Source organism: Paenibacillus sp. 2TAB19 (assembly GCF_052115185.1).
Classification (GTDB): domain Bacteria; phylum Bacillota; class Bacilli; order Paenibacillales; family Paenibacillaceae; genus Pristimantibacillus.
This window is the reverse complement of sequence record NZ_JBFRGE010000012.1, coordinates 35007-59798: the sequence shown is the minus strand read 5'-3', so window position 1 is coordinate 59798 and position 24792 is coordinate 35007. Positions and strand designations below refer to the sequence as shown.

Below are 24792 nucleotides of genomic sequence, written 5' to 3'. Positions count from 1 at the left end.
TACTTTTTGGCGCACGAATGTGCTACACTCTATTTATAACGAACGTACTGGAGCCAATAATGAATATGTCCATAAACGATTACATCGTTCTCGTAATCATCTCCGGCGTGCTTAGTGTGCTGCTGGCCATCTACGCTTACTACATGAAAACCAACTTCACAGGAACCAAAGCGTTTATCTGGTCCTCCATCTTCAGCGCTATTTACACCTTCGCCTTCGCCTTCGAGTTATCGAGCGACTCCCTGCAGGAAATCAGATTTTGGCTCAGTATCGAATACTTCGGCATGCCGTTCATTGCGCCTTGCAGTCTACTGCTCGTCTTCCACTATATCGGCATCCACGCCTATGCCGCATTCCGCAGAGGCTGGGTGCTATTTGTCATTCCGACTATTACGCTCATTATGAATACGACGAACGACTACCATCATTTATTTTACAAGCTGCTCTATTTACGGGAAAATACGCCGACGCCGATGGTCGACATCGTCCCGGGCAGATGGTATTACGTTCATGGCGCTTATACGTTTGGATGCCTGGCCGCATCTATATTTTTGCTGATCATGCATATGCGCAAATCAAGAGCAGGTTACCACAAGCAAAACTTCATCATGATCCTCGGCCATCTGTTGCCTATGCTCGGAGCCTTCTTCTACGTAATCGGCTTGACACCTCTCGGTATGGATCCTGTACCGATCGTAATGTGCATCACATCGGCCCTCTACATATGGGCTATCGTTACCGTGGGCATGTTGACCGTATCGCCGATAGCGAGGGATCATATATTCGAGAGTATGCGCGACGGCGTGCTCGTACTAGATTTATCGGGCAGAATCGTTGATTATAATAGTGCAGCGATAGCCATTATTCCTTCCCTAAATCCTGCAGCTATCGGCAAGCCGATCGACCAGGTATGGAAGCGCGGCGCAGATACCGGAGTATTCGACAACGATAAGGATGACGGTCAGAAGCAGGAGTACGAGCAGGAATTGAAGTGGATCAAAGGCGGCGAAACCCATTACTATCGTCTTCGCTCCTCCAAGCTGCTGAATACAAAAGGCGATGTCGCCGGCCGCACCATCGTTATGATCGATATGACCGAGCATATGCAATTGCAGAACAAGCTGCGGCGCCTTGCCGAGAGAGACGGACTAACGGGCTTATATAACCGGACTCATTTTATGGAGATTGCCAATAAACAATTAGAACAATCGATAACTAGCCGTACGCCTATGTCGATCATTCTTCTCGATATCGACTTCTTCAAAGCGATTAATGACCGCTACGGGCATAGCGTGGGCGATCTTGCTCTTCAGCACGTCGTCAGCCTCGTAAACAGCATCATAGCGCCCTCCGCCTATTTTGCACGTTACGGCGGCGAAGAGTTCGTTCTATGCGCGCCTAACACCTCGCTAGCACAAGCCCTTCAGATCGCCGAGCAATTAAAAGAAAAGATTAGTTCAACTCCTTTAATAAGCGGAGCGAACACGATATCGATCACAGCCAGCTTTGGCGTAACAGAAAGTTACCAATCGACATTGCCGCTCGAATATCTGCTTCACGAGGCCGATAACGCGCTATACTATGCGAAACGCAACGGCCGAAATCGAGTCATCGCCGCAGACCGTATCGAAGCACACGACGAAATTGCGGCCTCAAGCACTGGAAGCTAGCAGACTATCTACATGTTATAATCAATTTTTACCCATAATAACCGGAAAGAGACAGGTGGAATTGACACCATGAAGATCGCCGCTTCCCTTCGAAAAAAATTACGTTTTCGACCGAGCCCTCCGCAGGTCATGCTGTTCGGCTTCGTCGTCATTATTATGATCGGCGCGCAATTGCTGTCACGCCCGTTCGCTTATACAGGAGATCAGCAAATCTCTTTTTTGGACGCGCTGTTCACTTCGGCGTCTGCCGCTTGCGTAACGGGTCTGACGATATTGAATACGGGGACGCACTTCTCCACCTTCGGCCAGGTTGTCGTCATTATTCTCGTCCAGATCGGCGGACTCGGCTTTATGACAATGGCGACCTTGTTCGCCCTGTTGTTCAAGAAGAAAATCTCGTTCCGCGAGCGTCTCGTGCTGCAAGAATCGATGAATTACGGCTCTACGGAAGGCATCGTCAAGATGGTCCGCAAGGTGCTGCTGTACGCGCTTAGCATCGAACTATCCGGCGCTGTCCTGCTTAGCGGCTACTTCATGCTCGAGATGCCGGTCGGCCAAGCGCTTTACTTCGGCGTATTCCATAGCGTCTCTTTCTTCAACAATGCCGGCTTCGACCTCTTCGGGCAATTCCCCGAACGGGCTGCCAGCCTCATTCATTATGTAGAAGATCCGTTCGTCAACATTGTCTCGATGCTCCTCATTTTCTTCGGGGGGATCGGATTCATCGTTATTTCGGAATTGCTCACCTATCCGAAGCACAAGAAGTTCAGCCTGCATAGTAAGGTTGTCTTATCCGTAACCGGCGTGCTTACATTCGTAGGCGCAGTCGTTATCCTTTTGCTGGAGTTCTCTAACCCTCTAACGCTGCAGCCTTTGTCCGGAAGCGGCAAGGTGCTTGGCTCGTTGTTCCAATCGGTAACAGCCAGATCGGCTGGACTAAGCACCCTCGATCCCAGCTTGCTGCGCGAGGTAACACAGTTTTTCCTCATTATTCTGATGTTCATCGGGGCGGGGCCAGGCTCTACGGGCGGCGGTATTCGCGTAACGACATTCGCGATATTAGTCGGGGCCATGATTGCCATGATACGGGGCAAAGAGGATATCGTGCTGTTCCGCTACCGTATTGCGAAGCAGCAGATCCATCAAGCTATTATGCTGACGATGATTTCCTTCGCCATTATTTGCTCGGCCGCCATGCTGCTGTCCATTACGGAGACCGGCTCGTTCCTCGCAATCCTGTTTGAAGCGACTTCAGCCTATTGTACGGTCGGCATGTCCTCCGGCTTATCGTCGCATCTGTCCGAAGCAGGCAAAGTCATCATCATCCTGCTTATGTTCGTCGGCCGTTTGGGTCCGGTAACGCTCGCCTTCGCTCTCAACTCGCGCTCCAAGAAGGAACTGTACCGATTCCCGGAAGGAAAGATTACGATCGGATAGGCGAGATTTGGACACCCTTTCTAGCGAGTGATACTATTAGAAGATAGATATGTAGTATCAGTTTCTGTAAAGGAGGCAGTTACCCCGTGACCAACATTAATCATAGCCGTAACGAAGAACAACAGAGCCGCGGAACGCGCGTGTTGATCGTTACGGCGGTAGATGCCGAGAAGGACGCCGTCTTGCGCGGCCTTGGAGGCAATGCGAAGGCCGACGTCATAGCTGCTGGCGTCGGCCCTGCTTATGCGGCGGCGAGCACCGCTGCCGCCCTTGCTGCCGCTGACGAGCCGTATGGACTCGTCATTAGCGCGGGCATCGGCGGCGGCTTCGACGGCGTTGCCGCCATCGGTACGCTCGTCGTAGCCGACGAGATTATTGCCGCCGATCTCGGCGCCGAGTCGCAGGAAGGCTTCATCAGCGTGGACGAGCTAGGCTTCGGCACGGCTCGCCTTGAAGCTGACCCCGCTTGGAGTCGCCGCATCTATGACGCCATCCAAGCTGCTGGCTTGTCGGCGGTGCTTGCTCCCGCCTTGACCGTCTCGACGGCAACAGGCAGCGCCGCGACTGCTGCGGCGCATGCAGCCCGCATTCCCGGCGCCGCGGCGGAAGGGATGGAGGGCTACGGCGTTGCCGTCGCCGCTCAGCGGCTAGCCATACCGTTCACGGAGCTGCGCGCGATCTCGAACGCCGTCGGTCCGCGCGACCGCGCTGCATGGCGCATCGGCGAAGCGCTCGCTGCGCTTGAAGCGGCAAGTGCCGCAATACTGGAGGTGTTGGAATGAATATCGCTTATTCCCCGTGTCCCAACGACACATTCGTATTCCATGCTTTGGCGCATGGCTTAGTGCCAGGAGCACCGGAGCTTAACGTAACGTATGCGGATATCGACATTACGAACAACTGGGCTGCCCGTGCGGAAGGCCCTGAGGTTATGAAAATCTCATACGCCGCATTACCTTGGGTGCTGGAAGACTATCGGCTGCTGCCATGCGGCGGCGCGCTGGGCCGCGGTTGCGGACCACTTGTGCTAACCAAAGATGGCGAGGGCGGCCCAGCTGCGCTAGCAGGCAAACGAGTCGCTGTTCCTAGCGAGCGCTCGACGGCGTACCTACTGTTCCGCCTATGGGCTGCGCAACAAGTGCCGGGAGGGGTCGGCGAAATCGTCGTCATGCCTTTCCATGAGATTATGCCTGCCGTACGCGACGGCCTAATCGACGCCGGGCTCGTCATTCATGAAGCCCGCTTCACCTATCCGAATTACAGCCTTAGCAAGCTCGCCGATCTCGGAAGCTGGTGGGAAGAAGATACAGGCTTGCCCATCCCGCTTGGCGCCATCATCGCCAAGCGCTCATTGGATGCCGAATCCATTACAGACTGGATTCGCTCTTCCGTCGAGTACGCTTGGGAGCATCCCGGTGCGTCACGCGGCTATGTGATGGAGCATGCCCAAGAACTCTCGGAAGATGTTGCTCAGTCGCACATCGATCTATACGTGAACGAGTTCACTGCCAACCTCGGCGAAGACGGTTATGCGGCCATTGAAGCGTTGCTCGGACGAGCATCTGCGGAAGGCCTCGTTCCGGACTTTGACTTGTCTTTGCTGCGGAAATAGTAGCTCCCAGTGCATGTAACGGCATTTCGTCTAACTAAATAGCCGTTTTTCGTACCACAAACAATAAACCGCCCCCATTAGTGTCCTGAAATCGAACTAATGAGGCGGTTTTTCGTATGCATAGCTATTTAGTTGCCCATAATGCCGTTATTGGCCGGCGAATCGGGATCGGTATCCGTATCCTCCGATTCCACATAACGCTTGAGCGCGGCGAGCTTGTTATCCCAGAAGCGCTCGTAAAACGCCAGCCAGCGCTTCAGCTCTCTAAGCGGATCGGGGTCTAGACGGTAGCGCGTCTCGCGCCCGACCTTCCGGTCCTTCACGAGTCCGGCGTCCGATAAGACGCGGAGATGCTTCGACACGGCCGTACGGCTCATCGCGAAGTGGCCGCTGATAGCGTTTAGCGGCAGTTCCTCATCGCCTAGCAGCTCAAGCACCTTGCGCCGCGTCGGATCGGCTATCGCTTGAAACACATCATGCTTCGGCAGCGGTTCAGCCATCTTATTCCTCTACATAGCCGCGGAGCTTCTGCCCAATGCCAGACCAGCCTTGCTCCATTCTGCCTCGCACGATGTCATGCGGTTCGCCGAACTCGGTCGCCATGCCAGCTGTCCACCCACCGTGAATGAGCGTGAATTCCGTCTCGCCCTGCAGCTCGGCCAACTCGAACGTCAACGTCCAATCCTTGCCCCAATTAAACGATAAACGGTTCGGCGGATCCACCTCCGTCACCTTGCAAGGCGATTGACCGTATGGACCTGCGTTCAAATGAAACTCGAAGCCGACCTCCGTCTGAAAATCACTCGGCGGCATGAACCATGCCGCTATGCCTTCTGCCGTAGATACGGCCTTCCATACTTTCTCGATTGGCGCTTTCAACAAGACCGTCTGGCGAATATCCGGCAGCTTGTCCTGTGTATGAATGTTGTCTCCCATAAGTATAACCTCCAATGTTCAATGTTTAATGAGCTTGTCCACTCTGGAATCAATTGATATGAAACCAAATGGTTTCTAATCTGATGCCTTCTCATTATATGAAACCATTTGGTTTCATGTCAACATAGAAAATAATCCCTTGTTCTGCGCTTCTATTATGTCCAAGAAGGCAAACAAAAAAAGCACTTGCCAAACACCTAACTTGACTGATGTCTGGCCGTGCTTCTGAAGAGTAACATTATAAGCTGGTCAAAGCAGCCGGTGCAACGAAACGTTCAGCCGCTTCCTTCCACCTGCCGCCAACCAGCTTGCCGGCGGAGAACACCGCTTCGCGAGGCGGTGCAAGAGCAATCGCATGCTTCGGATTCATGGCGTCCACGAGCATAAAGCTGGCAGGATCCCCCGCCTTCGGCACGAGCGAGCCCGACGAGATGAGCGGATACGTCCGCAGCAGATCCTCGTCGACGATCCAGCCGAGCTTCTCGGCCAGCCTCGAGCCCCTTGCAAGCAGATCGCCATTGCCGAACGGGCTCCATGCATCTAGAATATTGTCGCAGCCGACGTGAACGCGCACACCTTCGGCGATTAACTGATCGACGCGCGGCATCGGCCGATCAATCGGCACGCTCGTAATAATGGCGACGTCGTCCGCCGCAAGCTTCTGTGCCAGATCCCGCGATTCTGCCTCGGTCACTTGGCCTAGGCAATACGCATGGCTAACAGCCGTACGTCCGCCTTTGCCCGCTTGAACCGTCAAGTCGCCGAAGCGGCTGATCGTGTACAAGCCGAGATGCCCGGGGTCGTGAAGATGAAGATCGACGCCGGCGCCAAATTCCGAGCTCAGCTCGAACATCGTCTCGAGGCTGAAGTCGACTTGACGGTCCAGCCCTGCCGGGTCGACACCGCCGACATATTCGGCTCCGGCGCGCAGCGCTGCCTTCATGACCTTAACGGAATCGGAGCGCAGCAGCCCCTGCTGCGGAAATGCGACGATCTCGATCTCCATCACGCCCCGGTACTCCTCCCTCACCGCCAGCACATGCTCCAGATGGGAGATGCCGATCACCGGATCGACATCGACATGCGTCCGAATCTTCGTCGTGCCATGACTCAGCAGCAGGTCGATGAGTCGCCTTGCCCGATCCGCGGCAGTCGTCGGCATCGTCTTGATCATCGCTTTCTCGAAAGCAAGCTGTCCAGGCAGCGTCACGAACGGCTGCAGCGGCTTCCACGGTTCGCCGAGAAAATGCTTATCGAGATGGATGTGCATATCGCTCATGGCAGGCAAGTATAGCAACCCACCCGCATCCAGCGCTTCTTCCCCTCCGGCTTCGCCAGTTCCGCCAGTCATCTTCCCGCCGATATTTTTCTCCAAGCTTGTGATAACGCCCAGCTCTCGATCAATCGTCATATTATATAGGTCTTCGCCAATGCGAATGCGGTTAATTGTTGTTCGTTTCATGCTGCATCACCTTTCGCGACTATAATAAGTTCCTTTAATGTACGCCCAAATAAACCTTGATCATGCGTTCGTCACCTAGCAAAGCTGCCGCCGGGCCGTGCATGGCCACCGTTCCGTTATCTATAACATACCCTCTTCCCGCTATCGACAGCGCTTTGTGCGCCATTTGCTCCACGAGCAGGATCGATACGCCTTCCCGGCTAAGCTCGGCGATAGTCGCGAATATTTCGTTCACGATAATCGGCGCTAAGCCAAGCGATGGTTCATCGAGAAGCAGCAGCTTCGGCTTGCTGATCATCGCCCGCGACAGCACAAGCATCTGCTGCTCGCCGCCGCTTAACGTGAAGGCAAGCTGGTGGCGCCGCTCATGCAAGCGCGGAAAACGCTCGAACACAAGCTCCAGCTCCTTGTCGAACTGGGCGCGCGAGACGGAACCGATCTTCTGCTTCAGTCCCATCCGCAAGTTTTCGAGTACGGACAACGTCCCGAACACCTCGCGCCCCTCAGGAACGAGCGAGACGCCAAGATTAGAGGTCCGGCTGGCGGACAACCCCGTAATATCTTTGCCCTCGAATGTGACCGTCCCTCCGCTAGGCTTCACAAGTCCTAACACGGATTGAAGCAGCGTCGTCTTGCCCGCGCCATTCGAGCCGATAACAGCGACGATCTCGCCTTCGCCTACTTCAAGATCGATTCCCTTCAGCGCGTGAATCGCGCCGTATCGCACATGCAGTCCTTTAATGCTCAGCACCGGCCGCCACCTCCTCCTCTTCGCCCAGATAAGCGCGGATGACGCGCGGATCGTTCAGCATCTGGTCCGGACTGCCCGTGCCAATAACACGGCCGAAGTCGAGCACCGTCACCGTATCCGATACACGCTGCACGAAGTGCATATGATGCTCGATCAAAATAACGGTGATGCCGCCCTTGACCAGCTTCTGCAGCAGCCGCTCCAAGTGTTCGATCTCCGCCGCGGTCATACCCGCAGCCGGCTCGTCAAGCAGCAGTAGACTAGGCTCCGTAGCTAAGGCGCGAGCGATTTCAACCATGCGTTGATGCCCGTAAGGCAATTGACTGGCCGGCAAATCCCTGCTTCCCTCGAAGCCGATCAAGTCCAGCAGCGCATGCGCTCTGGCACGCATCGCCTTCTCCTTGCGGAGCTGCCCCGGCGTGCGCAGAAGCGCCTCCGCGATTCCGCTGCGCTGGCTTCGCGCTACGCCCGTCATCACATTTTCGACCACCGATAATTCCTTGAATAGCCGTGAATGCTGGAACGTTCTAGCAATGCCGAGCTCCGAGACGGAAGACAACGAACGCGGCACAAGCGGCTGCCCCTTTAGAAGAAATCGCCCCTCCTCCGCGCTGTACAAACCCGAAATCACGTTCAGCAGCGTCGTCTTACCCGCGCCGTTCGGCCCTACCAACGAATGCACCTCGCCTGCTTTTATCGTTATGTCGATATCCTTAAGCGCATGCAGCCCGCCAAAATGTTTGTTGACGCCCTCCAACACAAGCATCGCTTCACCTACAGCCTTCGGGGCGGCAGCGTTCGGGAACAGCTTCGAATCGGCAAGCGAACTATCCCTAGCTTCCGTTTCCGCCGGGCCCAGGTAAGCTTCCAGCCTAGCGCCGACCCAACCGGCTATCGTGCCGGCAATCCCTTTGGGCAAGAAATACAGCACCGCGAACATAATGCCGCCGTATAACGCCATGCGCGGCTTCTCCATATCGAGCAGCTCCGGCAAGAAAACGATGATTGCCGCTCCAATGACCGGTCCGAGCATTCGCCCCGCTCCGCCGAGAATAACGATCAGCACGAGCTGGACCGAAGTCGGAAAATGGTACGTATCTGGGCTAATAAAGCTATTCGTATGCGCGTAGATCGCCCCCGCTAGACCCGCAAGCACTGAGCTAATTGCAAAGCCGACGTATTGCGCCTTGAACTTGCGAATGCCGAGCGAAGCGGCGGCAATTTCGTTCTCTTTCGTTGCGATCATCGCTCTTCCCCAGGAGGAGCGACGCAGATTGCGAACAAGCAGCAGCGCGGCCAGCGCAATGACAAGAACGAGCAAGTACATCCCCTTTAGATCAAATGTGTAGCTTCCTATCTGCGGCTTCGGTATGCCTGAGATGCCGAGAGGCCCGCCCGTGACGCCGTCCCAGCGGATCAGCACCTCGTGAATGACGACTCCGAACGCAATCGTAATCATTGATAAGTATACGCCGCCCGCCCTAATGGTCGGAATCGCAATTAAGCTGCCTATAATTAATGAAGCAACAATGCCGATCAACGCAACAAGCCAGAACGACAAGCCGTATTTGGTGCTTAGATACGAAGACGTATACGCACCAATCGCCATTAAGCCTGCATGGCCGATCGAGACGATGCCGCAATAACCAATGATGATATTCATCCCCGCGCAGGTGATGACGAAGATGCCGATCATGAACATCAAATTCAAATAATACGTATCTACCAGCCATGGGCCGGCGGTTAACAGCGCCAACGCCGCCAGCGCGGCAGCCCAACCGGCGGCTCCCCGGTAGTTCATGCTTTTGCGCAACACTGTGTTCATCTGCGCTCCCCCCTGATTGTCCGTCATTACACTTACGCTTACACTTTCACGATGCTTTTGCGGGCATTGAACAGCCCCATCGGCCTCCAATAAAGGACAAGAATGACAAGGCCGTATACGAACATTTCCCTGAAGGCAGTCGAAATATATTGGCCGATGAACACCTCGCCAATGCCGAGCAGCAGTCCCGCCGCCACGATGCCCTTCGGATTGTTGACGCCCGCCAATATCGCCACCGAGATCGCTTTAAGCCCGAGCGCCAAGCCCACATCGACCGATACCGCGTAGTTGGTAGACATCAAAGCGCCGCCAATTCCGGCAAGCAAGCCGCTTAATACGTAAGCGACGGCGACGATCCGGTTGCTGCTGATGCCCATGATTTCCACGGCCGTCCGATTGTCCGCCGTTGCGCGCAGCCACAAGCCCCAATGCGATTTTTTGTAAAACAAAACAAGCAGGACGAGCAGGATGCCGACGACGGGCAAAAACACAAACTCTTTCCAGTAGATGCCCGCGCCGAACAGCCGAAGCATCTGATCGCCGACCGGCGAAGGCGTAACGCCTTCATCCGGGCCGTTGAAATATAACGCCACATCTTGAATAATAATGCCGACCGCGATCGTGCTCAGCACCCATTCGATCGAATTCGCGCCTTTGTCGAACTTGCGGATGGCCAGCCTCTCGATACCGAGATTAAGCAGCCCGACCAACAGAGCAGCGAGCACGAACGCTAAGAAGAAGGGGAGCTKCCCCGTTCCGGCAAAGCCGAACATGAGCACCCCTCCAAGCATAACCAGCTGTCCCTGGGACATATTCAGCGTTCCGTTGACGACGTACGTCAAGCTGTAGCCGAGCGCGATCAGGGCGTACAAGCAGCCTACCGATAGCCCGCTAATAACAAGCTGCAGGATCAGCGACATGTCTATCCCTCATTTCCATAGGTCTGTGAAGTTGAAGTGAAGTCCGTTCGTTATTGCTTATCGGAGATGATCAGCTTGCCGTCTTTCCACACGCACATGAGATAGGAGTTGATATCAATCGCGTCGTGGTTATCTGTCGTGAAAGGCTGTTCCCAATCCTTAATAACGCCGCTGTATGCGCCGAAGCCCGTCTCGAGCTTGTTCTTGATCGCTTCGCGGTCCTTCTTCAAATCGCCGGTCAGCTCGGCAGCGCCAATCGCTTGGAACAGCATCATCGCACCGTCATAGCCTTGCGCCGCAGAAGCGAACGTCGTTGGGATATGTCCGAATTTAGTTGTGAAATCCTCCAAAAACACTTTAGCCGGCTCGCGCGTCTGCTCTACGTTGAAGTTGGCCGTCTGAATCGCGTACGTTCCTTCTGCAAGCTCCTTGCCGACCTCTTGTGCGCCTTTATTCGCCATGCCGTTCTCGCCGACGATCGGCACCTTCCAGCCGAGCTTATCCATCGCCTGCATCACATAACCGTTGCCCGCGCCTTGGCCGAACAAGTAAATGACTTCCGCACCCGCCTCCTTCGCATGGTTCACTTGAGCGGTCATATCTTTATCCTTCGCGTTGTCGAACGACTCCACTGCTGCCGGCTTCAAGCCCGCTTCTTCAAGCGCCTTCGTCATTGCCGCCGCCGCGCCTTTGCCGTAACCGCCGTTTTCGTGCAAAATCGCGATCTTGTTCGTGCCGAAATGCTCCTCTATAAACTTGAGCGCGTATTTCGCGGTAATGTTGGCGTTCATGCGGACGCCGAACGTCCAAGGCATGCCGCTTTCAACCGAAGCTGGAACATTAGAAGTAGCAACCATGAACGGGAATTTTTCTTCCATGATGATCGGCGACTGGGCTAGCATAACCGTGCTGTAGAAACCTCCGATTGCCGCATGCACCTTCTCCTTCTGGCCGAAATCGCGGATGATGCTGATGCCGCGCGTCGGATTTTGCTCCGTATCGCGCACGACGAGCTCAACAAGCCGGCCGTTAATGCCGCCTTTGGCATTCACTTGATCGACCGCTACCTGTACGCCTTGATACAGGTTAATCGAATTCATCGCGTTATCGCCTGTCGCTTCCGTCGACACGCCGATCAGAATCGGTTCCTTGCTCGCGCTCGTCTCTGCCGGTTTGTTGCTCTCGGTACCCGCTGTCGTTTCCTTCGTGTTCCCGCCGCCCCCGCAAGCAGCCAGCACCCACGTCATCATTGCAACCAACATCACAAGCATAACCTTCGTTCCAACCGTCTTTCTCATCTCTCATCCACTCCCTTATATGTAATGTTTATATGGCCAATCCTTAAACCCCTATCAAATTGCTTACTGTTCGCGAGTCGGCTACCTTCACACCGCGCTTCCATACCGTGCGGCTCTCCGGCTTGTTCAGCAAAATATCCCGCTCCGACGTTTCCCCGAACAGCACCATATCTGCCGTCTTACCCAGACCCAATCCATAATCGGTGAGTCCCAGCGCCCTTGCCGCACCATCCGTCAACATGCGTATCAATTGCTTCGCATCGGACTCGCCGCCCATATAAGCGGTTACCGCCAGCAGCCACGCCGTTTCCAACGGATCCGCCTTGCCGAACGGCGTGAACGGATTGCGCACGTTGTTGACGCCGATGACGACGTTCACGCCCTTCTCCATCAGCATGCGAACCGGAGTAAGCCCTCTTCGCGGCTTCTCGCGATCGCCCCTGCCGTTAATGAACAAATCAGTGGCGGGTAGGCTCATAATATGAACGCCCGCTTTTCCGATCAGCTCCGCTACCGCAGCCGCTTGTTCATAGGGCATTGATCCAAGCGAGGTCACATGTCCTGCCGACACTAGTCCTTGCATCCCTGATGCGATTGTCCGCTCCGCGATGCCTACGATGGCGACCTGCTCCGGATTATCGAAGAAGTCAGCGTGAAAATCGAGCGGCTTGCCGTATTTCTCCGCTAACCCGAATACGCAATCCAAATGCCCGTCAAGATCGGCATCTTGATACGTAATGCCGCCCACAACGTCTCCGCCCAGCCGAAGCGCTTCCTCCATCAGCTCCGTTGTTCCCGGGCTCTTGGAGATCCCCTCCTGCGGGAACACGACGATCTGCAGATCAAGCGCATGCCGAACCTGCTCCTTCAGCTCAAGTGCGGCTTCGAACGCGGTTAATCCGAGAATGGGGTCTACCTCGGCATGGCAGCGCATATGCGTCACGCCGTTCCGAACCGCCTCACGTATAACAGCGAGCGAACGCTCCTTCATATCTGACCGGGTGAAGCTATGCTTCATATCCGCCGTCATCGCGATCGCTTCCTGCAGCGAAGCCGCCTCTCTTTCCATCCGCGATAGCAAATACGCTTTCTCCAGATGAATATGCGGCTCGACCAAACCCGGCAGCAGGACGCCGCCATGGCCATTCTCCACCGTCTTAGCCGCAGGAGCGATATCACTCCCGCTAGGCTCCACGTACACGATTAAGCCATTCCTCACGCCAACGTCCATTAACCGATCTTCACTCGGCAGCCTGGCCCCGTTAATCAGCACATCCAGCAATTCACTCGCCCCCGGACGATTGATATCATTTTTAATGTCATATTATCTAACGTGTACTTCTATAAAAAGAGCATAACGGCTGCCGCCCCTCTTGTCATTGTTCGTATAATCCAAAATAATGTTCGATCATTATACGATTGATCCAATAAGAGCTTTACACACTCATCCATAGATGTTAGTTTTTATATCATAAGAGAACGATTAAGAGGTGATTCCGATGCTGCTAGAAGAGCTGTTGGAGGTTAATATTTTTGCCAAGTCGCATGTACTTGCCGGACACGGAGGTTTGTCTCGCAACGTGAACACGGTCAATATTATGGATGCGCCCGATATTATTCATTTCCTGCGACCGGGCGAGCTGCTGCTCACGAACGGCTATTTCATGAAGGAGGGGCCGTCGACGCTATTGGAGCTTATGCGGGATATGAATCGGCTGAAATGCTCCGGAATTGCGGTCAAGACGAAACGTTTCGCTCTCGACATTCCGCAGGAAGTGCTGGACGAAGCCGAACGGCTGCAATTTCCCGTCATCGAAATATCAGCGGTGGAGCTCTCGCTTGGCGAAATTTTGCAGCGGTCGACGAGCGTCATACTGGACAACAAAAACCATGAGCTGCAATATGCGCTCCACATTCACAAACAATTTTCCGAAATGATCATGAAAGGCAAAGGCATCGACGACATCGTCTCGGCGCTTGCCCTTCTGCTGTCCTCACCGGTATTGCTTCTTAGCAGCAAGCTGCAGATCGTCTCGCAATCCGACCACTTCCGTGATGGAGCCTTACGGCCGCTTCAAGACGCGGTAACCGCAGCACTCGCCTCCGTACCCTYGCTGGCGGAAACCGCTTCACTCTGCCTGTTGGACCCTGCACATGCGGAATACCGCAATATGACCTTTTACCCTGTTCATACCTACAGGCACGAGGGCTGCCTCATTTCCTTCCAGCGAGATCACGCTCCCTCCAGCCTGTATGGCCTCACCATCGAGCAGGCGTCAAACGTTATCGGAATGGAAATGACGAAGCGGCAAGCCGTTAAGGAAAGATCCCGAAGGTACAAAAACGAGTTTTTCTCCGACTTGATTGACGGATTCATTGGATCGGAACAAGAAGCGCTCCACCGAGGCAAGAAATACGGCCTGAAGCAGCAAGGAACATGGCTCGTTATGACAGGACGCAAGGATGATCCAGCAAGTCCGCCTGGCGGCGGAATGACGACGATGCCGGCCAGTCATCCGTCAGATGAGCGCCTCATCTCGGAGAGAGACATGCAATACGAGCTTATCAAACGCCAATTCGCACAGCTCAGCCATTCCTTTGTCATGTTCACCAAAAACGATCTGTTCGGCTTGCTGCTATTCATCCAAGAGTCAAATTGGGAGGAAAACGACTTCCTCAAGCAGCTCGGACTCATGACCGACCAGTTGTATCTGCAAACGGGCCTGAGTCTGTCGCTCGGCATCGGCAATCCCGTCACAGGCGTGCTCGATATTGGCACGTCGTACGCCGAAGCGGCCAAGGCGCTGCAAATCGGCTATCAGATGAAAAAAACGAGATTCGTACAGTCCTATCAATCGAAGGATATCGGCTACCTGTTCCGAATGATTCCTTATGACGAGCTGAAGCAGTTCTACGAGGAAACGTTCCAATGTTTTGGACAAATCGAGGACAATGAGCGAAGCGAACTGCTGCGCACGTTAAGCGTGTTTTACGACACGCAGTGCCAGCTCGTCGAAACGTCGAAGCAGCTGTTCGTGCATCGCAATACGGTCGTCTATCGGCTGGAGAAATGCGAGAAGCTGTCCGGCATTAAGCTGAAGGATCCGATGGAAAGCCTTCGCTTCCGCATCGCCTTCGCCATAGAGCCGCTCTTGAAGTCGAAGGAAGAGCATACGACGGGACCTAGCGAACTGCGTCAATAAAAGCATGCAAAAAAGGAGTTGTCCCAAAAGCGCTCGCACAACGTGAGTCATCACTAGTCAAAGGTGAATGGATTTTATACAGGCTAATGGGCTAAATGAAATCAAAAAAGCGGTTTGATTGGATTTCCTACAGGTAAATAAGACGATTTTGGTGGAAACGAAGAAAATTGCCGAATTAGACTGTATGGTTTCCAATCAAAGGAATTTATTCCGCCTGTAGTTGACTATTTACTTGGACGATTTCCACTCAAAATCGAAAAAACGAAGGACCTCGAGCATTCCACCGTAAAGTGAAAGCCGAGGTCCTTTTGTCAGAAAGTAATTCTATTCCAAATTCGCATGATTGCCGTACATCGCCTTGCCGTCCAAGCCCAGCTTCTCCATCAACCGTAAAATAACGGCGTCTCCCAGCACTAACAGCGTCTGCTCGAATAGCGAGCCCATCGGCTGCGCCGTCACGCCGCCGCCGTCCGAACGATCCTTAGGCGCGCCGGGCAGAAGGACGGTGACGTCCGCCAATCTTCCGATCGTTGATGCAGGCGATATCGTGAAGGCGGCAACGACCGCTCCCAAGCTTCGCGCCTTCTCTACCATCGGCACAAGCGACTTCGTCTCGCCAGACCCCGTACCGATAATAAGCAGATCGCCCTCGGCCAGACTGCGCGTCACCGTCTCGCCGACGACATACGCATCGAGACCAAGATGCATGAGGCGCATCGCGAATGCGCGCATCATCAATCCGGATCGCCCCGCGCCGGCCACGAATACACGACCTGCCTGCGCAATCGCATCGACTAACCGCTCGACCTCTGCTTCGGAGACACCGGCTAACGCCTGCTTAAGCTCCGCAGCGATTGCCGCTGAATAATCATTTATTGCTATCGGCATATAAGCGCCCGCCCTTAACCTTGACGGATCAACTGCTGCATTTGCGCGGCAGCCGCTTGCTTGTCCGCTTGACCCGTGATGCCTCCGCCTACGATAACGAGATCGGGGCTCGCCTCGATGACTTCCGGCAGCGTGGCCAGCTTGATTCCGCCGGCGATCGCCGTTTTGGCGCGCTTCACGACGCTCTTGATCGTGCGGAGATCCTCGAAGGAGTTTTGTCCGACGGCCTGCAGGTCGTAGCCCGTATGCACGCAGATGTAATCGACGCCCATTGCGTCAACCTCTGCCGCGCGTTCCGCCAAGTTTTTGACGCTGATCATATCGACGAGGATTTCTTTGCCTTGCTTCTTCGCTTCTTCGACCGCTCCCTTGATCGACTCATCCTCGGCAACGCCCAGCACCGTTACGATGTCCGCGCCCGCTTCGGAAGCCTTCATGACCTCGTAGCCGCCCGCATCCATAATTTTCAGATCGGCCAATACCGTCAAGTTAGGGAACGCCTCCTTGATTGCCTTCACCGCGTGCAAACCTTCGTTAATAACGACCGGCGTGCCGATCTCCACAATATCGATATAGGATTCCACTTCGCTCACCAATTGTTTCGCTTGCGGAATATCCACTAAGTCCAAAGCCAGCTGCAACTTCATATGTTATCGCTCCTCATCCCATCTATTTGACTAACACGACCTATTCTAGATCGATACAATCAAAATGAATAGTACGCACTTTGAAGTGACGTAGTACCCATTTGGTAACTAAGAGGAGCGTACTTCGTCATCCTTCTATACGCTCTTGATGCTTCTCGCCCCACTCGGACATGACGTTCAGCAGCTCCTTAACTGTCATGCCGTAATTTGTTAACGAGTACTCCACTTTAGGCGGCACCTGAACATACACCTTGCGCTCGATAATCGCGTCCTGCTCCAGCTCCCGCAGCTGCTGCGTCAGCATTTTTTGCGTAATTTCAGGCATTTCCCGCTTCAGTTCCCCGAACCGCATCGTGCCATCGGTCAGATGGCATAGAATGACCGGCTTCCACTTCCCGCCGATCACCTTAAGCGTCAACTCCACCGATTGTTTAAAACGCGCGTCTCCCATTGCCCATCTTCTCCCTTTCGCATCTTAATCGTTATCATACCATTTTACAGCGGCTCCTTGCTTCATCAGTCAATTCGCCTGAGTAGCGCGCGGGACGTTCAGCAATACTAAGAGAACCAATCATTCCAGCAAAAGGAGTCCGTGGACCATTGAGGAAAATCGTATCGATATACGCCGGCGACCTTCGCAGTATCGCAACCAATATCTCCGCCGCGATTCTCGTTCTGGGCTTGGCCTGCCTGCCCTGCCTATATGCGTGGTTCAACATCAAAGCGTCATGGGATCCCTATGGGCAAACGGGCGGACTATCCATCGCAGTCGTCGACAACGACAAAGGCGCGACGCTTCGCGACACGGCGATCCATGCAGGCCGCGACATCATCGATTCGCTGAAGGAGAACCGCAGCATCGGCTGGGTGTTCACTGATGATAAGGACGCGCTTAAAGGCGTCCAGCATGGCGACTATTATGCGAGCATTACGATTCCAGAGGACTTCTCTGCCAAGCTCGCTACCGTGCTCGATGAAAATCCGCAGCAGGCGGAAATCAACTATGTCGTAAACGAAAAAATCAACGCCGTTTCCCCAAAAATTACCCAAAAAGGTGCCAGCGGCATCATCGAGCAGGTGAGCCGCGCCTTCGTACAAACGGCGAATGAAACGATATTCCGCCTGTTCAACGAAATCGGCGTCGAGCTTGAAACGAACTTGCCGGCAATCGAGAAGGTGCGCGATACGGTATTCAAGCTGGAGACGCTTATTCCCGAAATCAACCAAGCCGTTCAGGTCGCGGCTGACGACATCGACAAATCGAAGAAAGTCGTCTCTACCCTGCAGACCGAGCTGCCAAAGGCGGCACAGCTTGCGAAGGATGGCGAGGCTTTCACCGCTAAGCTTACGGACTTCATCGGCGCAACCACAGAAGCGCTGGACACTATAGGCCCGTCCGTCAAGCAGGACCTGCAGCTTTTGGCACAGACGGCTGGCGCGGTGGAACAGCTGACATCTGTACTCGGCAGCCAGGACGCGGATCCCGAGGCGCTCAAGGCTTCCCTATCCTCGGCAGCCGACCGGCTGTCTACGGCGTCTTCGCTCGCGGACAGCCTGATTTCCACGCTTGAGAGGCTAAGCCAGACGGCCGGGAGTGAACGGCTGGACGGAACGATTCAGCGGCTGCAGCAGGTTTCCTCCCGGTTGAATCAGCAGTCGGCGCTGCTTAAGCAAATTCAAGAAGCGGTGAATAAGGGCGAGCAGCCCGCCGAAGATTTAATCACGCAATTGCAGGAGCAATCGAGCGCCGCCGTAGGCTTGCTAAAGGATATACTCGGCCGCTATGACAGCGAGATTTTACCAAATATCAAACAAGCGGCGAAGAGCGCTGCCGGTAAAGCCGATCAGGCACATCGACTGCTCGTCGAGGCAGGCAACGCCATCCCGGCTATAGAAGATATCGTGAGTGATGCGGCGAAAGGGCTTGCGCTAGGCGGGGAAAAGTTTGAGGAAGCCAGAAGAAGCCTTCCTGCCGCCGAAGCGAAAGTGCAAGCATTAGCAGCGCGTATCCGCGAGCTGGAGAAGGAAGGCAATCTGAACGAGCTGATCGGATTGCTACGGAACAACGCGCAGCGCGAGAGCGCGTTTTTCGCCGAACCGGTCGTACTTAACGAACAAAGGCTGTTCCCGATACCTAACTATGGCTCGGCGATGTCGCCTTTTTATACAACGTTATCGCTTTGGGTTGGGGCGCTGCTGCTCGTTTCCCTGCTTACCGTCGATATGCCGGCAACGAATGAAGCCGAATCCTATCGCAGCTATGAGGTTTACATCGGGCGCTACCTCACCTTCCTAACGATAGCGATTGTGCAGGCACTGCTCGTCACAAGCGGCGATATATGGTTGCTGAGTGCCTACGCAGCCGACAAAGGCTGGTTCATTGCGTTCGGTGTTCTGCTCAGCTCCGTGTTCATGCTGATCGTCTACACGCTCGTCTCGATCTTCGGCAACGTCGGCAAGGCGATGGCGATCGTCCTGCTCGTGCTGCAGCTTGGCGGCTCTGGCGGCACATTCCCGGTTCAAGTGACGCCTCCCTTTTTCCAGGCGATCCACCCGTTCCTCCCCTTCACCTATGCGATTAGTCTGATGCGGGAAGCGGTCGGAGGCCTATTATGGGATGTCGTCCTCCGAGACGTCCTCGTGCTAGCTGCCTATGCCGGGCTGACCCTGCTGCTCGGACTCGCTCTCAAAAAGCCGATTAACCGTTACGTCAAGCGAATGGTCGATAAGGCGAAAGAAAGCCGTTTGCTGCATTAGACACCTTATGTGGTAATATCAGGAAAAATAAATACTAGATGTAGGCGCTTTCGTAATTTGACTGTGGCGAGCATTATATGAATAATAGAATATACACGTTATTTTGCAAGGAGGCCTACCATGTCCATCATTCCGAATTTATTAGCCTTCAATAAGAAGTTCGTTGAAGAGAAGCAGTATGAAGCTTACTTGACGGATAAATATCCCGAGAAAAAAATAGCCATTCTTACCTGTATGGATACGCGTCTTGTCGAGCTGCTCCCAAAGGCTCTTAACCTGCGCAACGGCGATGCCAAGTTCATCAAGAATGCCGGCGCTATTCTGACGCAGCCGTTCGGAAGCGCGATGCGAAGCATCCTGGTTGCCGTCTATGAGCTTGGCGCCCGCGAAGTGCTCGTTATCGGGCACGACAACTGCGGCATGACGAATCTGGACGCCGAAGGCTTGGTACGCAAATTCGCCGACCACGGCATCGATCCGAAAGCTGTTGAAACGCTTGAGAATGCCGGCATTCGCATGGATAAGTTCCTAAAGAGCTTCTCGACACCCGAGGAAGGCGTTATGCACAGCGTTCGCATCATCCGCAAGCATCCGCTCTTTCCGAAGGACATTCCCGTTCACGGCTTCGTCATCCATCCCGAGACCGGCGCGCTGAGAGTGATCGTCGAGGATTACCGCGAAGAATAAATGCTGCACGMAAATGAAAGCTATCCCGCAAGGTCGTCACGACCAAGGGATAGCTTTTTTGTGCGCCGTCAAGCTATTGTTTTTGTCAGAAAAACTCATCCAGCACCCTGTAAAATTCCAACTTCGCTTTGTCTGCCCCCTGCAATCCGTATGCCTCAAGAAATAGCGGGACCCAGCTTTCGCCAAAATTATGAGTGATGCTTCTAACCGCCAGCGCCAAATCCTGATACTTGTCCGCGATTCCCCCTCTGCCCCAATCGATCAATCCGCTGAAAGCGCCCTGATGCAAAATAATGTTCGGCAAGCAATAATCACCGTGCGTGAACACGAGCTCTTCCGTCTGAGGCTTGCGCTTTAACAGCTCATTATATAAGGCCGCAGCCTTCAACCCTTGCCGCTCCTCGTCAAAACCATCCTCATCCACCAATCCCCGCTCCGTTCTACGCCTCGCCTCCTCCAACACGATGTTAAGCGTACGATCGAACGGACAGCCCGTGATGTCCACGTCATGTACAGCCCTTAGGCCAACTGCCAATTGCTCCATAAGCTGCGGCAGCATCGTCTCGTAAATCTTGTCCGATGCGTTCACGCCGGCAACCTCCGACAACAGCAAATATTCATGGCTTTCATCGCGATCGTAAAATAGCACCTCCGGCACGGGCAGCTTTCCCTGCAGCCACACAATCCGATCTCTCTCGTCCGAGAGGCAGTCGTAAGGCACCAGGGATTGGACCTTCAAATAGCTTGTCTCCCTTTCGCCGCTTAATCGGTAAGTGCGCGAAGCCGACATGCCAAGCGTAATGCGCTGCCACTGGCAATCGCCCGTCATTGACAGCAATGGCCGGGGCAATACAGTTTCCCCTCTATCCTTTTCAGACACGCGACAACCTCTCCTTTGAACTCTATGTCCTTTAGAACAGCCTCTTTCTTCCACCATAATCAGRAATATAAATTAAAGCAACAACATACGGCGAAATGGCGACGGTACAGTTTATCTATAATTCGTTTTCGCCCTTGTAACCGCCTCGTTCGTTCACCTATACTGATCGAAAAAAGAGGAGGTGCATGAACGCCATGTCACAAGAAAGCCCAAAGTTAACCGTCAAGGAGGCCGAGGAGCTGCTGCTGAGCCACTGGGGCGAACCGGCAGAGGAAGTGTCGCCGATCGGCAACGGCCACTTCAGCTCCGTCTTCTCGTTCAAGAAGGAAGGAAAGTCCTTTGTCGTCGGTATCGGCAGAGCCGAGCCCAGCGACGAAGCCGACTATGCGCGCAGCAAATTCATCTCCAACCTGCTCGTCGCCGGCGGCGCCCGCTATCAGCAACTGTTCGGCCGCGGCACGAACGGCACATATAATTTCATCATACGCGAGTACATTCCAGGTCAGGTCGTAGCCGACCTGCCGGATGAGCAGAAGGTTGCCGTGCTTCCTGATCTCGTGCGCGCGATTAGCGAGATGAATCAAGTGCCGCTGAACGGCAACACCACCGGTTATGGGTTCATTAACCGTACCGGCAATGGAGAATCCCGCTCATGGCATGACTATATTCGCCGATTTTATGCCGAAGATCAGAGAGGATCGTTCTGGGAAAATTGGCATGAGCTGTTCCGCACCAGCTGCTTAGAACGGGATGTTTTCGAAGAGATCTATAACCGACTGCTCGTGTATAGCGCCTATAATGAACCACATCGTTATTTCGTTCATAACGACTGTCACCAATGGAACATCCTATCGGACGGATCGAAGGTTACGGGCATTATTGACGCCAACGCGATGTATGGCGATTTTGTCATCGATATTGCATCGATTGCGGACGCCGTCCCCGGCCATGATATACCAGAAGCGTTCCGGCTTCATTACGAGGAGCTCGGCAAACCGATTCCGCAATTTCATGAACGCTATACCGGCGCCCGTTACTATAAGGGACTAGATGCCCTGCGCTTCTACGCCCACCAAGGCTGGACTCACGCTTACGTGGAGGAGCGCGACCGACTGCTCGCTCTGCCAAGCTAACGCATTCCAATAGGTCGATCGATTACAAATCAAAGTCTTCGTTAATAATATCCCCGTTCACGCCAAGCGCGGCGCGGCTGCCGTCACCTGCTGCAATGATGAGCTGAGCCGGCGTTATGAGCGCGCCGTCGCCCGCCGCGTACACGCCTCGCACCGTCGTTCGGCCGTAATCGTCCTTTACGAGCCCGCCATGCTCGTTCATCGCACAGCCCAGCTTCTCGCCGAAGTCGACCGCATGCCGCCATTTCGGCGATAGGAAGCCGCCCGATCGCTTTATTTCCGAACCGTCCTCGAACTGAATACTCTGCAGTTGTCCCCCGCTCCCCTTAAGCGCCCTGATCCGCCGCTCCTGCACCCTAATTCCCTTGCGGGCGAAATTCGCGATCTGCTCCTGCGTCAGCACTTGCCTGCCATTCGTGCATACGACGAGGTCTTTGCTCCAGTTGTACACGAACTTAGCTAACGATACCGCATTCGTTCCGCTCTCTCCAATCACAACAAGCGGCTTATCGCGCAGCTCCCAACCGTCGCAGTACGGGCAACTAAATAAGCTTTTGCCGTAATAGTCTTGGATTTGAGGGACAGAAGGCAATGACTCCTTCAGACCTGCTGCCAATAGGATCGTTCGCGCATGATAAACGATGCCGTCGCCCGTCTTCACTAGGAAGCTCCCCCGGCCACTATGCCTCACCTCAGTTACGCGTTCCCTCTTCACCGTTACGTTCGGATACCGGGCAATGTCTTGATGCGCGAACGCCCTGAACTCACTCGGCTTAACGCCATCCCTCGTTATAAATCCATGCGACTCCCGCGTAACCGCATTTCTTGCCCGATTATCGTCGAACAGCAGCACATGTCTCCGCGAGCGTCCAAGCACAAGCGCAGCACTGAGCCCTGCCGGCCCTCCGCCGATAATGACGCAATCGATGTGCATGCCGCACCTCCATTCATCTATGTTATAAGTCGAAAAACGTATAACTTCTTATATCTCTAACAATGCTCATTCAGACCGGTTTATTCTTATCCGTTCACTATAGTAGGAAGGATGCCCCGTTGCACGCCATTCGATAACCTTTATTTGGCATGATATAACACTTCATAGAAAGCGCCATCAGTAGTCACAACTGGAATATCATGCTAGTATATAATTACAGTTTTATAGGTACGGATACGCGTTATAACGCATATAGGATTGAACTATTCTGTCTTATTATTGGAGGTAATTCATTGCCTAAGGAAGCTTTACTTAAGAAACCGTCACTTATGCCCAAGCACATTAAGTCAACGCCGGGACAACCCTCCATTACCGTTGGGACGACGTCGGAGACCGGATCGGCGATCGGCGGGACGCTAGCTCTCCAGAGCACGGCGGGCAATAAAGTGACGAAAGCGGCCAAAGCGGAATTGGCCCGTACCGAAGGCGGATCGGCGGCAATCATCGGCTGGCTGAAAGGCGAAGCCGCTAAGGACAAGAAATCCGATCTATTCGCGCATTACGAGGGACTTGCGCCGCTGAGCAAGCAGCTTGCGCACTTTCGCTTCTCAGGCGGCGGCACGCCTTCGCTCGCCAAGGCGAAGAAGTTCATGACCGGCTTCTTCGGCCGCAGCGTAGATTGGGACAAGTTCTCGACGATTATTCGCGACATCAACAAAGAAAATACGCAGAATCATAATGCGGACACGAACCGCGACTTTACCGGCTATGGATTGGCAGGCGTTAAGGGCGCTTCGCAGGGTGCTTCCGCCGGCGCGTCTGCCGTCGGCAAGGCGATCGGAGGCACAGCTGAGAATACGACGAAAGCCTCTAACAGCCTTGGCCCTGCGACGTCAATGCTTGGCGGTCTTTCTTCCGGCTTGCAGGTGGCCAATGCGCTTCATAACGATAACGACTCCATGGAAAGCTACGAACGGTTCGATAACGCCGTCGGCCAAGGAGGCGGCGGCCTGGCCGATATGGCAAGCGCCGGCGCCAACAGCGCGATCAATATGCATAAGGCGCTCGGCACCGTTGCAGGCGTCGCGGCTACGACGGCAGTTGGCGCAGCCAGCATTGTCGGAGGCGCTGCTTACATGGTAAGCGGAACTGCCGGCGCAATCAGTCACCACAAGCGCGTGAACAAGTTGAATGAGCTTGAGAAGAACGCCGGCAAGGACGATGCTTTGCGCGAGGCCGCAAGCTTCGGAGCCAAGTCGCAAAGCATCAACCGCGCAACAAGCGGCATGACAGCGCTGAAAGGCGCCGCCATGATCATTGGCGGAGGCTTGCTGCTAGCCAGCGCCACGACGCCTGTCGGCTGGATATTACTAGGCGTAGCCGGCGCGATCGGCGGCATCGCGGCCGTGTACAAATTTTATAAGAAACGCGTTCGCCAGAATGAAGTCGTTGATCGCTTCTTAGACGTCGACAAGAAGATTGAGAAGCTTCAAGCCGGCAACCCTGACGAGAAAGTGAGCCGCGATGAGGTTCGTCAGAAGCTGCTGCAGAAGAGCGGGTTCAACAGCATGGCTCAATGCTACAACCAGATTACGGCCGATCTGGCTCAGACGATCTTCAACAAAGGCGTTAAGGGCAAGGATCAACAATATGTCGAGCTTCTTTCCAACATCGGCTTGAAGGTGGATCATAAGAAGCTGACGCCGAAGCCGGATATGATCGCCAAGAAGCTCCACAATTAATGAATAGACT

The 24792-nt window shown here is 54.3% G+C and carries 22 protein-coding genes; 9 read left to right on the top strand and 13 right to left on the bottom strand.

What is annotated here, in order from left to right:
• Positions 1–59: 59 nt before the first annotated feature.
• The 4 genes from AB4Z33_RS07795 to AB4Z33_RS07780 all read left to right on the top strand — a co-directional run bounded on the left by AB4Z33_RS07795 (position 60) and on the right by AB4Z33_RS07780 (position 4719).
• A complete protein-coding gene (locus AB4Z33_RS07795; protein WP_442049381.1) occupies positions 60–1670 on the top strand; it encodes a histidine kinase N-terminal 7TM domain-containing protein in 1611 nt (536 codons plus the stop codon).
• A gap of 69 nt (positions 1671–1739) precedes the next feature.
• Positions 1740–3107 carry a TrkH family potassium uptake protein gene (locus AB4Z33_RS07790; protein WP_442049380.1) on the top strand — a complete coding sequence of 456 codons (1368 nt, stop codon included), beginning with the start codon at positions 1740–1742 and terminating at the stop codon, positions 3105–3107.
• An 86-nt stretch (positions 3108–3193) separates the two neighbouring features.
• Positions 3194–3889: a futalosine hydrolase gene (locus AB4Z33_RS07785; RefSeq protein WP_442049379.1), complete on the top strand. Its 696-nt coding sequence runs from the start codon at positions 3194–3196 to the stop codon at positions 3887–3889.
• Positions 3886–4719: a 1,4-dihydroxy-6-naphthoate synthase gene (locus AB4Z33_RS07780; RefSeq protein ID WP_442049378.1), complete on the top strand. Its 834-nt coding sequence runs from the start codon at positions 3886–3888 to the stop codon at positions 4717–4719. Before AB4Z33_RS07785 ends, AB4Z33_RS07780 begins: the two co-directional genes overlap by 4 nt.
• A 128-nt stretch (positions 4720–4847) precedes the next feature.
• Here the strand turns inward: AB4Z33_RS07780 and AB4Z33_RS07775 are convergent, their stop codons facing one another.
• The 8 genes from AB4Z33_RS07775 to AB4Z33_RS07740 form a co-directional block, all read right to left on the bottom strand.
• Positions 4848–5219 (bottom strand): ArsR/SmtB family transcription factor, encoded by a 372-nt coding sequence (locus AB4Z33_RS07775; RefSeq protein ID WP_442049377.1) that lies wholly within the window; start codon positions 5217–5219, stop codon positions 4848–4850.
• Position 5220: 1 nt separating this feature from the next.
• A complete protein-coding gene (locus AB4Z33_RS07770) occupies positions 5221–5655 on the bottom strand; it encodes an SRPBCC family protein (RefSeq protein WP_442049376.1) in 435 nt (144 codons plus the stop codon).
• 238 nt (positions 5656–5893) lie between these two features.
• On the bottom strand, positions 5894–7117 hold the full coding sequence (locus AB4Z33_RS07765) for an amidohydrolase family protein (protein WP_442049375.1): 1224 nt from the start codon (positions 7115–7117) through the stop codon (positions 5894–5896).
• Positions 7118–7151: 34 nt separating this feature from the next.
• Positions 7152–7868 carry an ABC transporter ATP-binding protein gene (locus AB4Z33_RS07760; protein WP_442049374.1) on the bottom strand — a complete coding sequence of 239 codons (717 nt, stop codon included), beginning with the start codon at positions 7866–7868 and terminating at the stop codon, positions 7152–7154.
• Positions 7855–9693, bottom strand: coding sequence for a branched-chain amino acid ABC transporter ATP-binding protein/permease (locus AB4Z33_RS07755; protein WP_442049373.1), 1839 nt, complete (start codon positions 9691–9693; stop codon positions 7855–7857). The genes AB4Z33_RS07760 and AB4Z33_RS07755 overlap by 14 nt, the downstream gene beginning before the upstream one ends.
• A gap of 38 nt (positions 9694–9731) precedes the next feature.
• The gene (locus AB4Z33_RS07750; RefSeq protein WP_442049372.1) at positions 9732–10613 is read right to left on the bottom strand and encodes a branched-chain amino acid ABC transporter permease; all 882 of its coding nucleotides are present in this window, start codon (positions 10611–10613) and stop codon (positions 9732–9734) included.
• Positions 10614–10663: 50 nt separating this feature from the next.
• Positions 10664–11911: an ABC transporter substrate-binding protein gene (locus AB4Z33_RS07745; RefSeq protein WP_442049371.1), complete on the bottom strand. Its 1248-nt coding sequence runs from the start codon at positions 11909–11911 to the stop codon at positions 10664–10666.
• A 43-nt stretch (positions 11912–11954) separates the two neighbouring features.
• Positions 11955–13184, bottom strand: coding sequence for an amidohydrolase family protein (locus AB4Z33_RS07740; RefSeq protein WP_442049424.1), 1230 nt, complete (start codon positions 13182–13184; stop codon positions 11955–11957).
• Positions 13185–13410: 226 nt separating this feature from the next.
• Here AB4Z33_RS07740 and AB4Z33_RS07735 point away from each other — a divergent pair, with 226 nt between their 5' ends.
• Complete coding sequence (locus tag AB4Z33_RS07735) at positions 13411–15114, top strand: PucR family transcriptional regulator (RefSeq protein WP_442049370.1); 1704 nt, start codon at positions 13411–13413, stop codon at positions 15112–15114.
• A 324-nt stretch (positions 15115–15438) separates the two neighbouring features.
• On the opposite strand, the gene hxlB is transcribed toward AB4Z33_RS07735, so the two are convergent.
• The 3 genes from hxlB to AB4Z33_RS07720 form a co-directional block, all read right to left on the bottom strand.
• A complete protein-coding gene (gene hxlB / locus AB4Z33_RS07730) occupies positions 15439–15996 on the bottom strand; it encodes a 6-phospho-3-hexuloisomerase (RefSeq protein WP_442049423.1) in 558 nt (185 codons plus the stop codon).
• 20 nt (positions 15997–16016) lie between these two features.
• Positions 16017–16649, bottom strand: coding sequence for a 3-hexulose-6-phosphate synthase (gene hxlA / locus AB4Z33_RS07725; protein ID WP_442049369.1), 633 nt, complete (start codon positions 16647–16649; stop codon positions 16017–16019).
• Positions 16650–16776: 127 nt separating this feature from the next.
• Positions 16777–17100, bottom strand: coding sequence for a winged helix-turn-helix transcriptional regulator (locus AB4Z33_RS07720; RefSeq protein WP_337100753.1), 324 nt, complete (start codon positions 17098–17100; stop codon positions 16777–16779).
• Between the two features lie 149 nt (positions 17101–17249).
• Between AB4Z33_RS07720 and AB4Z33_RS07715 the strand changes: the two genes are divergently transcribed.
• Together AB4Z33_RS07715 and AB4Z33_RS07710 are read left to right on the top strand one after the other, a co-directional pair.
• Positions 17250–19406 (top strand): YhgE/Pip family protein, encoded by a 2157-nt coding sequence (locus AB4Z33_RS07715; protein WP_442049368.1) that lies wholly within the window; start codon positions 17250–17252, stop codon positions 19404–19406.
• A 120-nt stretch (positions 19407–19526) separates the two neighbouring features.
• Positions 19527–20093 carry a beta-class carbonic anhydrase gene (locus AB4Z33_RS07710; RefSeq protein ID WP_442049367.1) on the top strand — a complete coding sequence of 189 codons (567 nt, stop codon included), beginning with the start codon at positions 19527–19529 and terminating at the stop codon, positions 20091–20093.
• A gap of 85 nt (positions 20094–20178) precedes the next feature.
• Here the strand turns inward: AB4Z33_RS07710 and AB4Z33_RS07705 are convergent, their stop codons facing one another.
• Positions 20179–20973, bottom strand: coding sequence for an APH(3') family aminoglycoside O-phosphotransferase (locus tag AB4Z33_RS07705; RefSeq protein ID WP_442049366.1), 795 nt, complete (start codon positions 20971–20973; stop codon positions 20179–20181).
• A 194-nt stretch (positions 20974–21167) separates the two neighbouring features.
• Between AB4Z33_RS07705 and AB4Z33_RS07700 the strand changes: the two genes are divergently transcribed.
• Complete coding sequence (locus AB4Z33_RS07700; protein WP_442049365.1) at positions 21168–22106, top strand: phosphotransferase family protein; 939 nt, start codon at positions 21168–21170, stop codon at positions 22104–22106.
• Positions 22107–22128: 22 nt separating this feature from the next.
• Here the strand turns inward: AB4Z33_RS07700 and AB4Z33_RS07695 are convergent, their stop codons facing one another.
• Positions 22129–23040, bottom strand: a complete 912-nt coding sequence (locus tag AB4Z33_RS07695; RefSeq protein WP_442049364.1) for an NAD(P)/FAD-dependent oxidoreductase — start codon at positions 23038–23040, stop codon at positions 22129–22131.
• 329 nt (positions 23041–23369) lie between these two features.
• Here AB4Z33_RS07695 and AB4Z33_RS07690 point away from each other — a divergent pair, with 329 nt between their 5' ends.
• Positions 23370–24782: a hypothetical protein gene (locus AB4Z33_RS07690; protein WP_442049363.1), complete on the top strand. Its 1413-nt coding sequence runs from the start codon at positions 23370–23372 to the stop codon at positions 24780–24782.
• The last annotated feature ends 10 nt before the right edge of the window (positions 24783–24792 follow it).

Bases quoted from the DNA above. Each gene is read 5' to 3' on its own strand.
- AB4Z33_RS07795 (WP_442049381.1), top strand. From the start codon at position 60: ATGAATATGTCCATAAACGATTACATCGTTCTCGTAATCATCTCCGGC.
- AB4Z33_RS07790 (WP_442049380.1), top strand. From the start codon at position 1,740: ATGAAGATCGCCGCTTCCCTTCGAAAAAAATTACGTTTTCGACCGAGC.
- AB4Z33_RS07780 (WP_442049378.1), top strand. From the start codon at position 3,886: ATGAATATCGCTTATTCCCCGTGTCCCAACGACACATTCGTATTCCAT.
- AB4Z33_RS07775 (WP_442049377.1), bottom strand. From the start codon at position 5,219: ATGGCTGAACCGCTGCCGAAGCATGATGTGTTTCAAGCGATAGCCGAT.
- AB4Z33_RS07770 (WP_442049376.1), bottom strand. From the start codon at position 5,655: ATGGGAGACAACATTCATACACAGGACAAGCTGCCGGATATTCGCCAG.
- AB4Z33_RS07765 (WP_442049375.1), bottom strand. From the start codon at position 7,117: ATGAAACGAACAACAATTAACCGCATTCGCATTGGCGAAGACCTATAT.
- AB4Z33_RS07755 (WP_442049373.1), bottom strand. From the start codon at position 9,693: ATGAACACAGTGTTGCGCAAAAGCATGAACTACCGGGGAGCCGCCGGT.
- AB4Z33_RS07745 (WP_442049371.1), bottom strand. From the start codon at position 11,911: ATGAGAAAGACGGTTGGAACGAAGGTTATGCTTGTGATGTTGGTTGCA.
- hxlA (WP_442049369.1), bottom strand. From the start codon at position 16,649: ATGAAGTTGCAGCTGGCTTTGGACTTAGTGGATATTCCGCAAGCGAAA.
- AB4Z33_RS07720 (WP_337100753.1), bottom strand. From the start codon at position 17,100: ATGGGAGACGCGCGTTTTAAACAATCGGTGGAGTTGACGCTTAAGGTG.
- AB4Z33_RS07710 (WP_442049367.1), top strand. From the start codon at position 19,527: ATGTCCATCATTCCGAATTTATTAGCCTTCAATAAGAAGTTCGTTGAA.
- AB4Z33_RS07700 (WP_442049365.1), top strand. From the start codon at position 21,168: ATGTCACAAGAAAGCCCAAAGTTAACCGTCAAGGAGGCCGAGGAGCTG.
- AB4Z33_RS07695 (WP_442049364.1), bottom strand. From the start codon at position 23,040: ATGCACATCGATTGCGTCATTATCGGCGGAGGGCCGGCAGGGCTCAGT.
- AB4Z33_RS07690 (WP_442049363.1), top strand. From the start codon at position 23,370: ATGCCCAAGCACATTAAGTCAACGCCGGGACAACCCTCCATTACCGTT.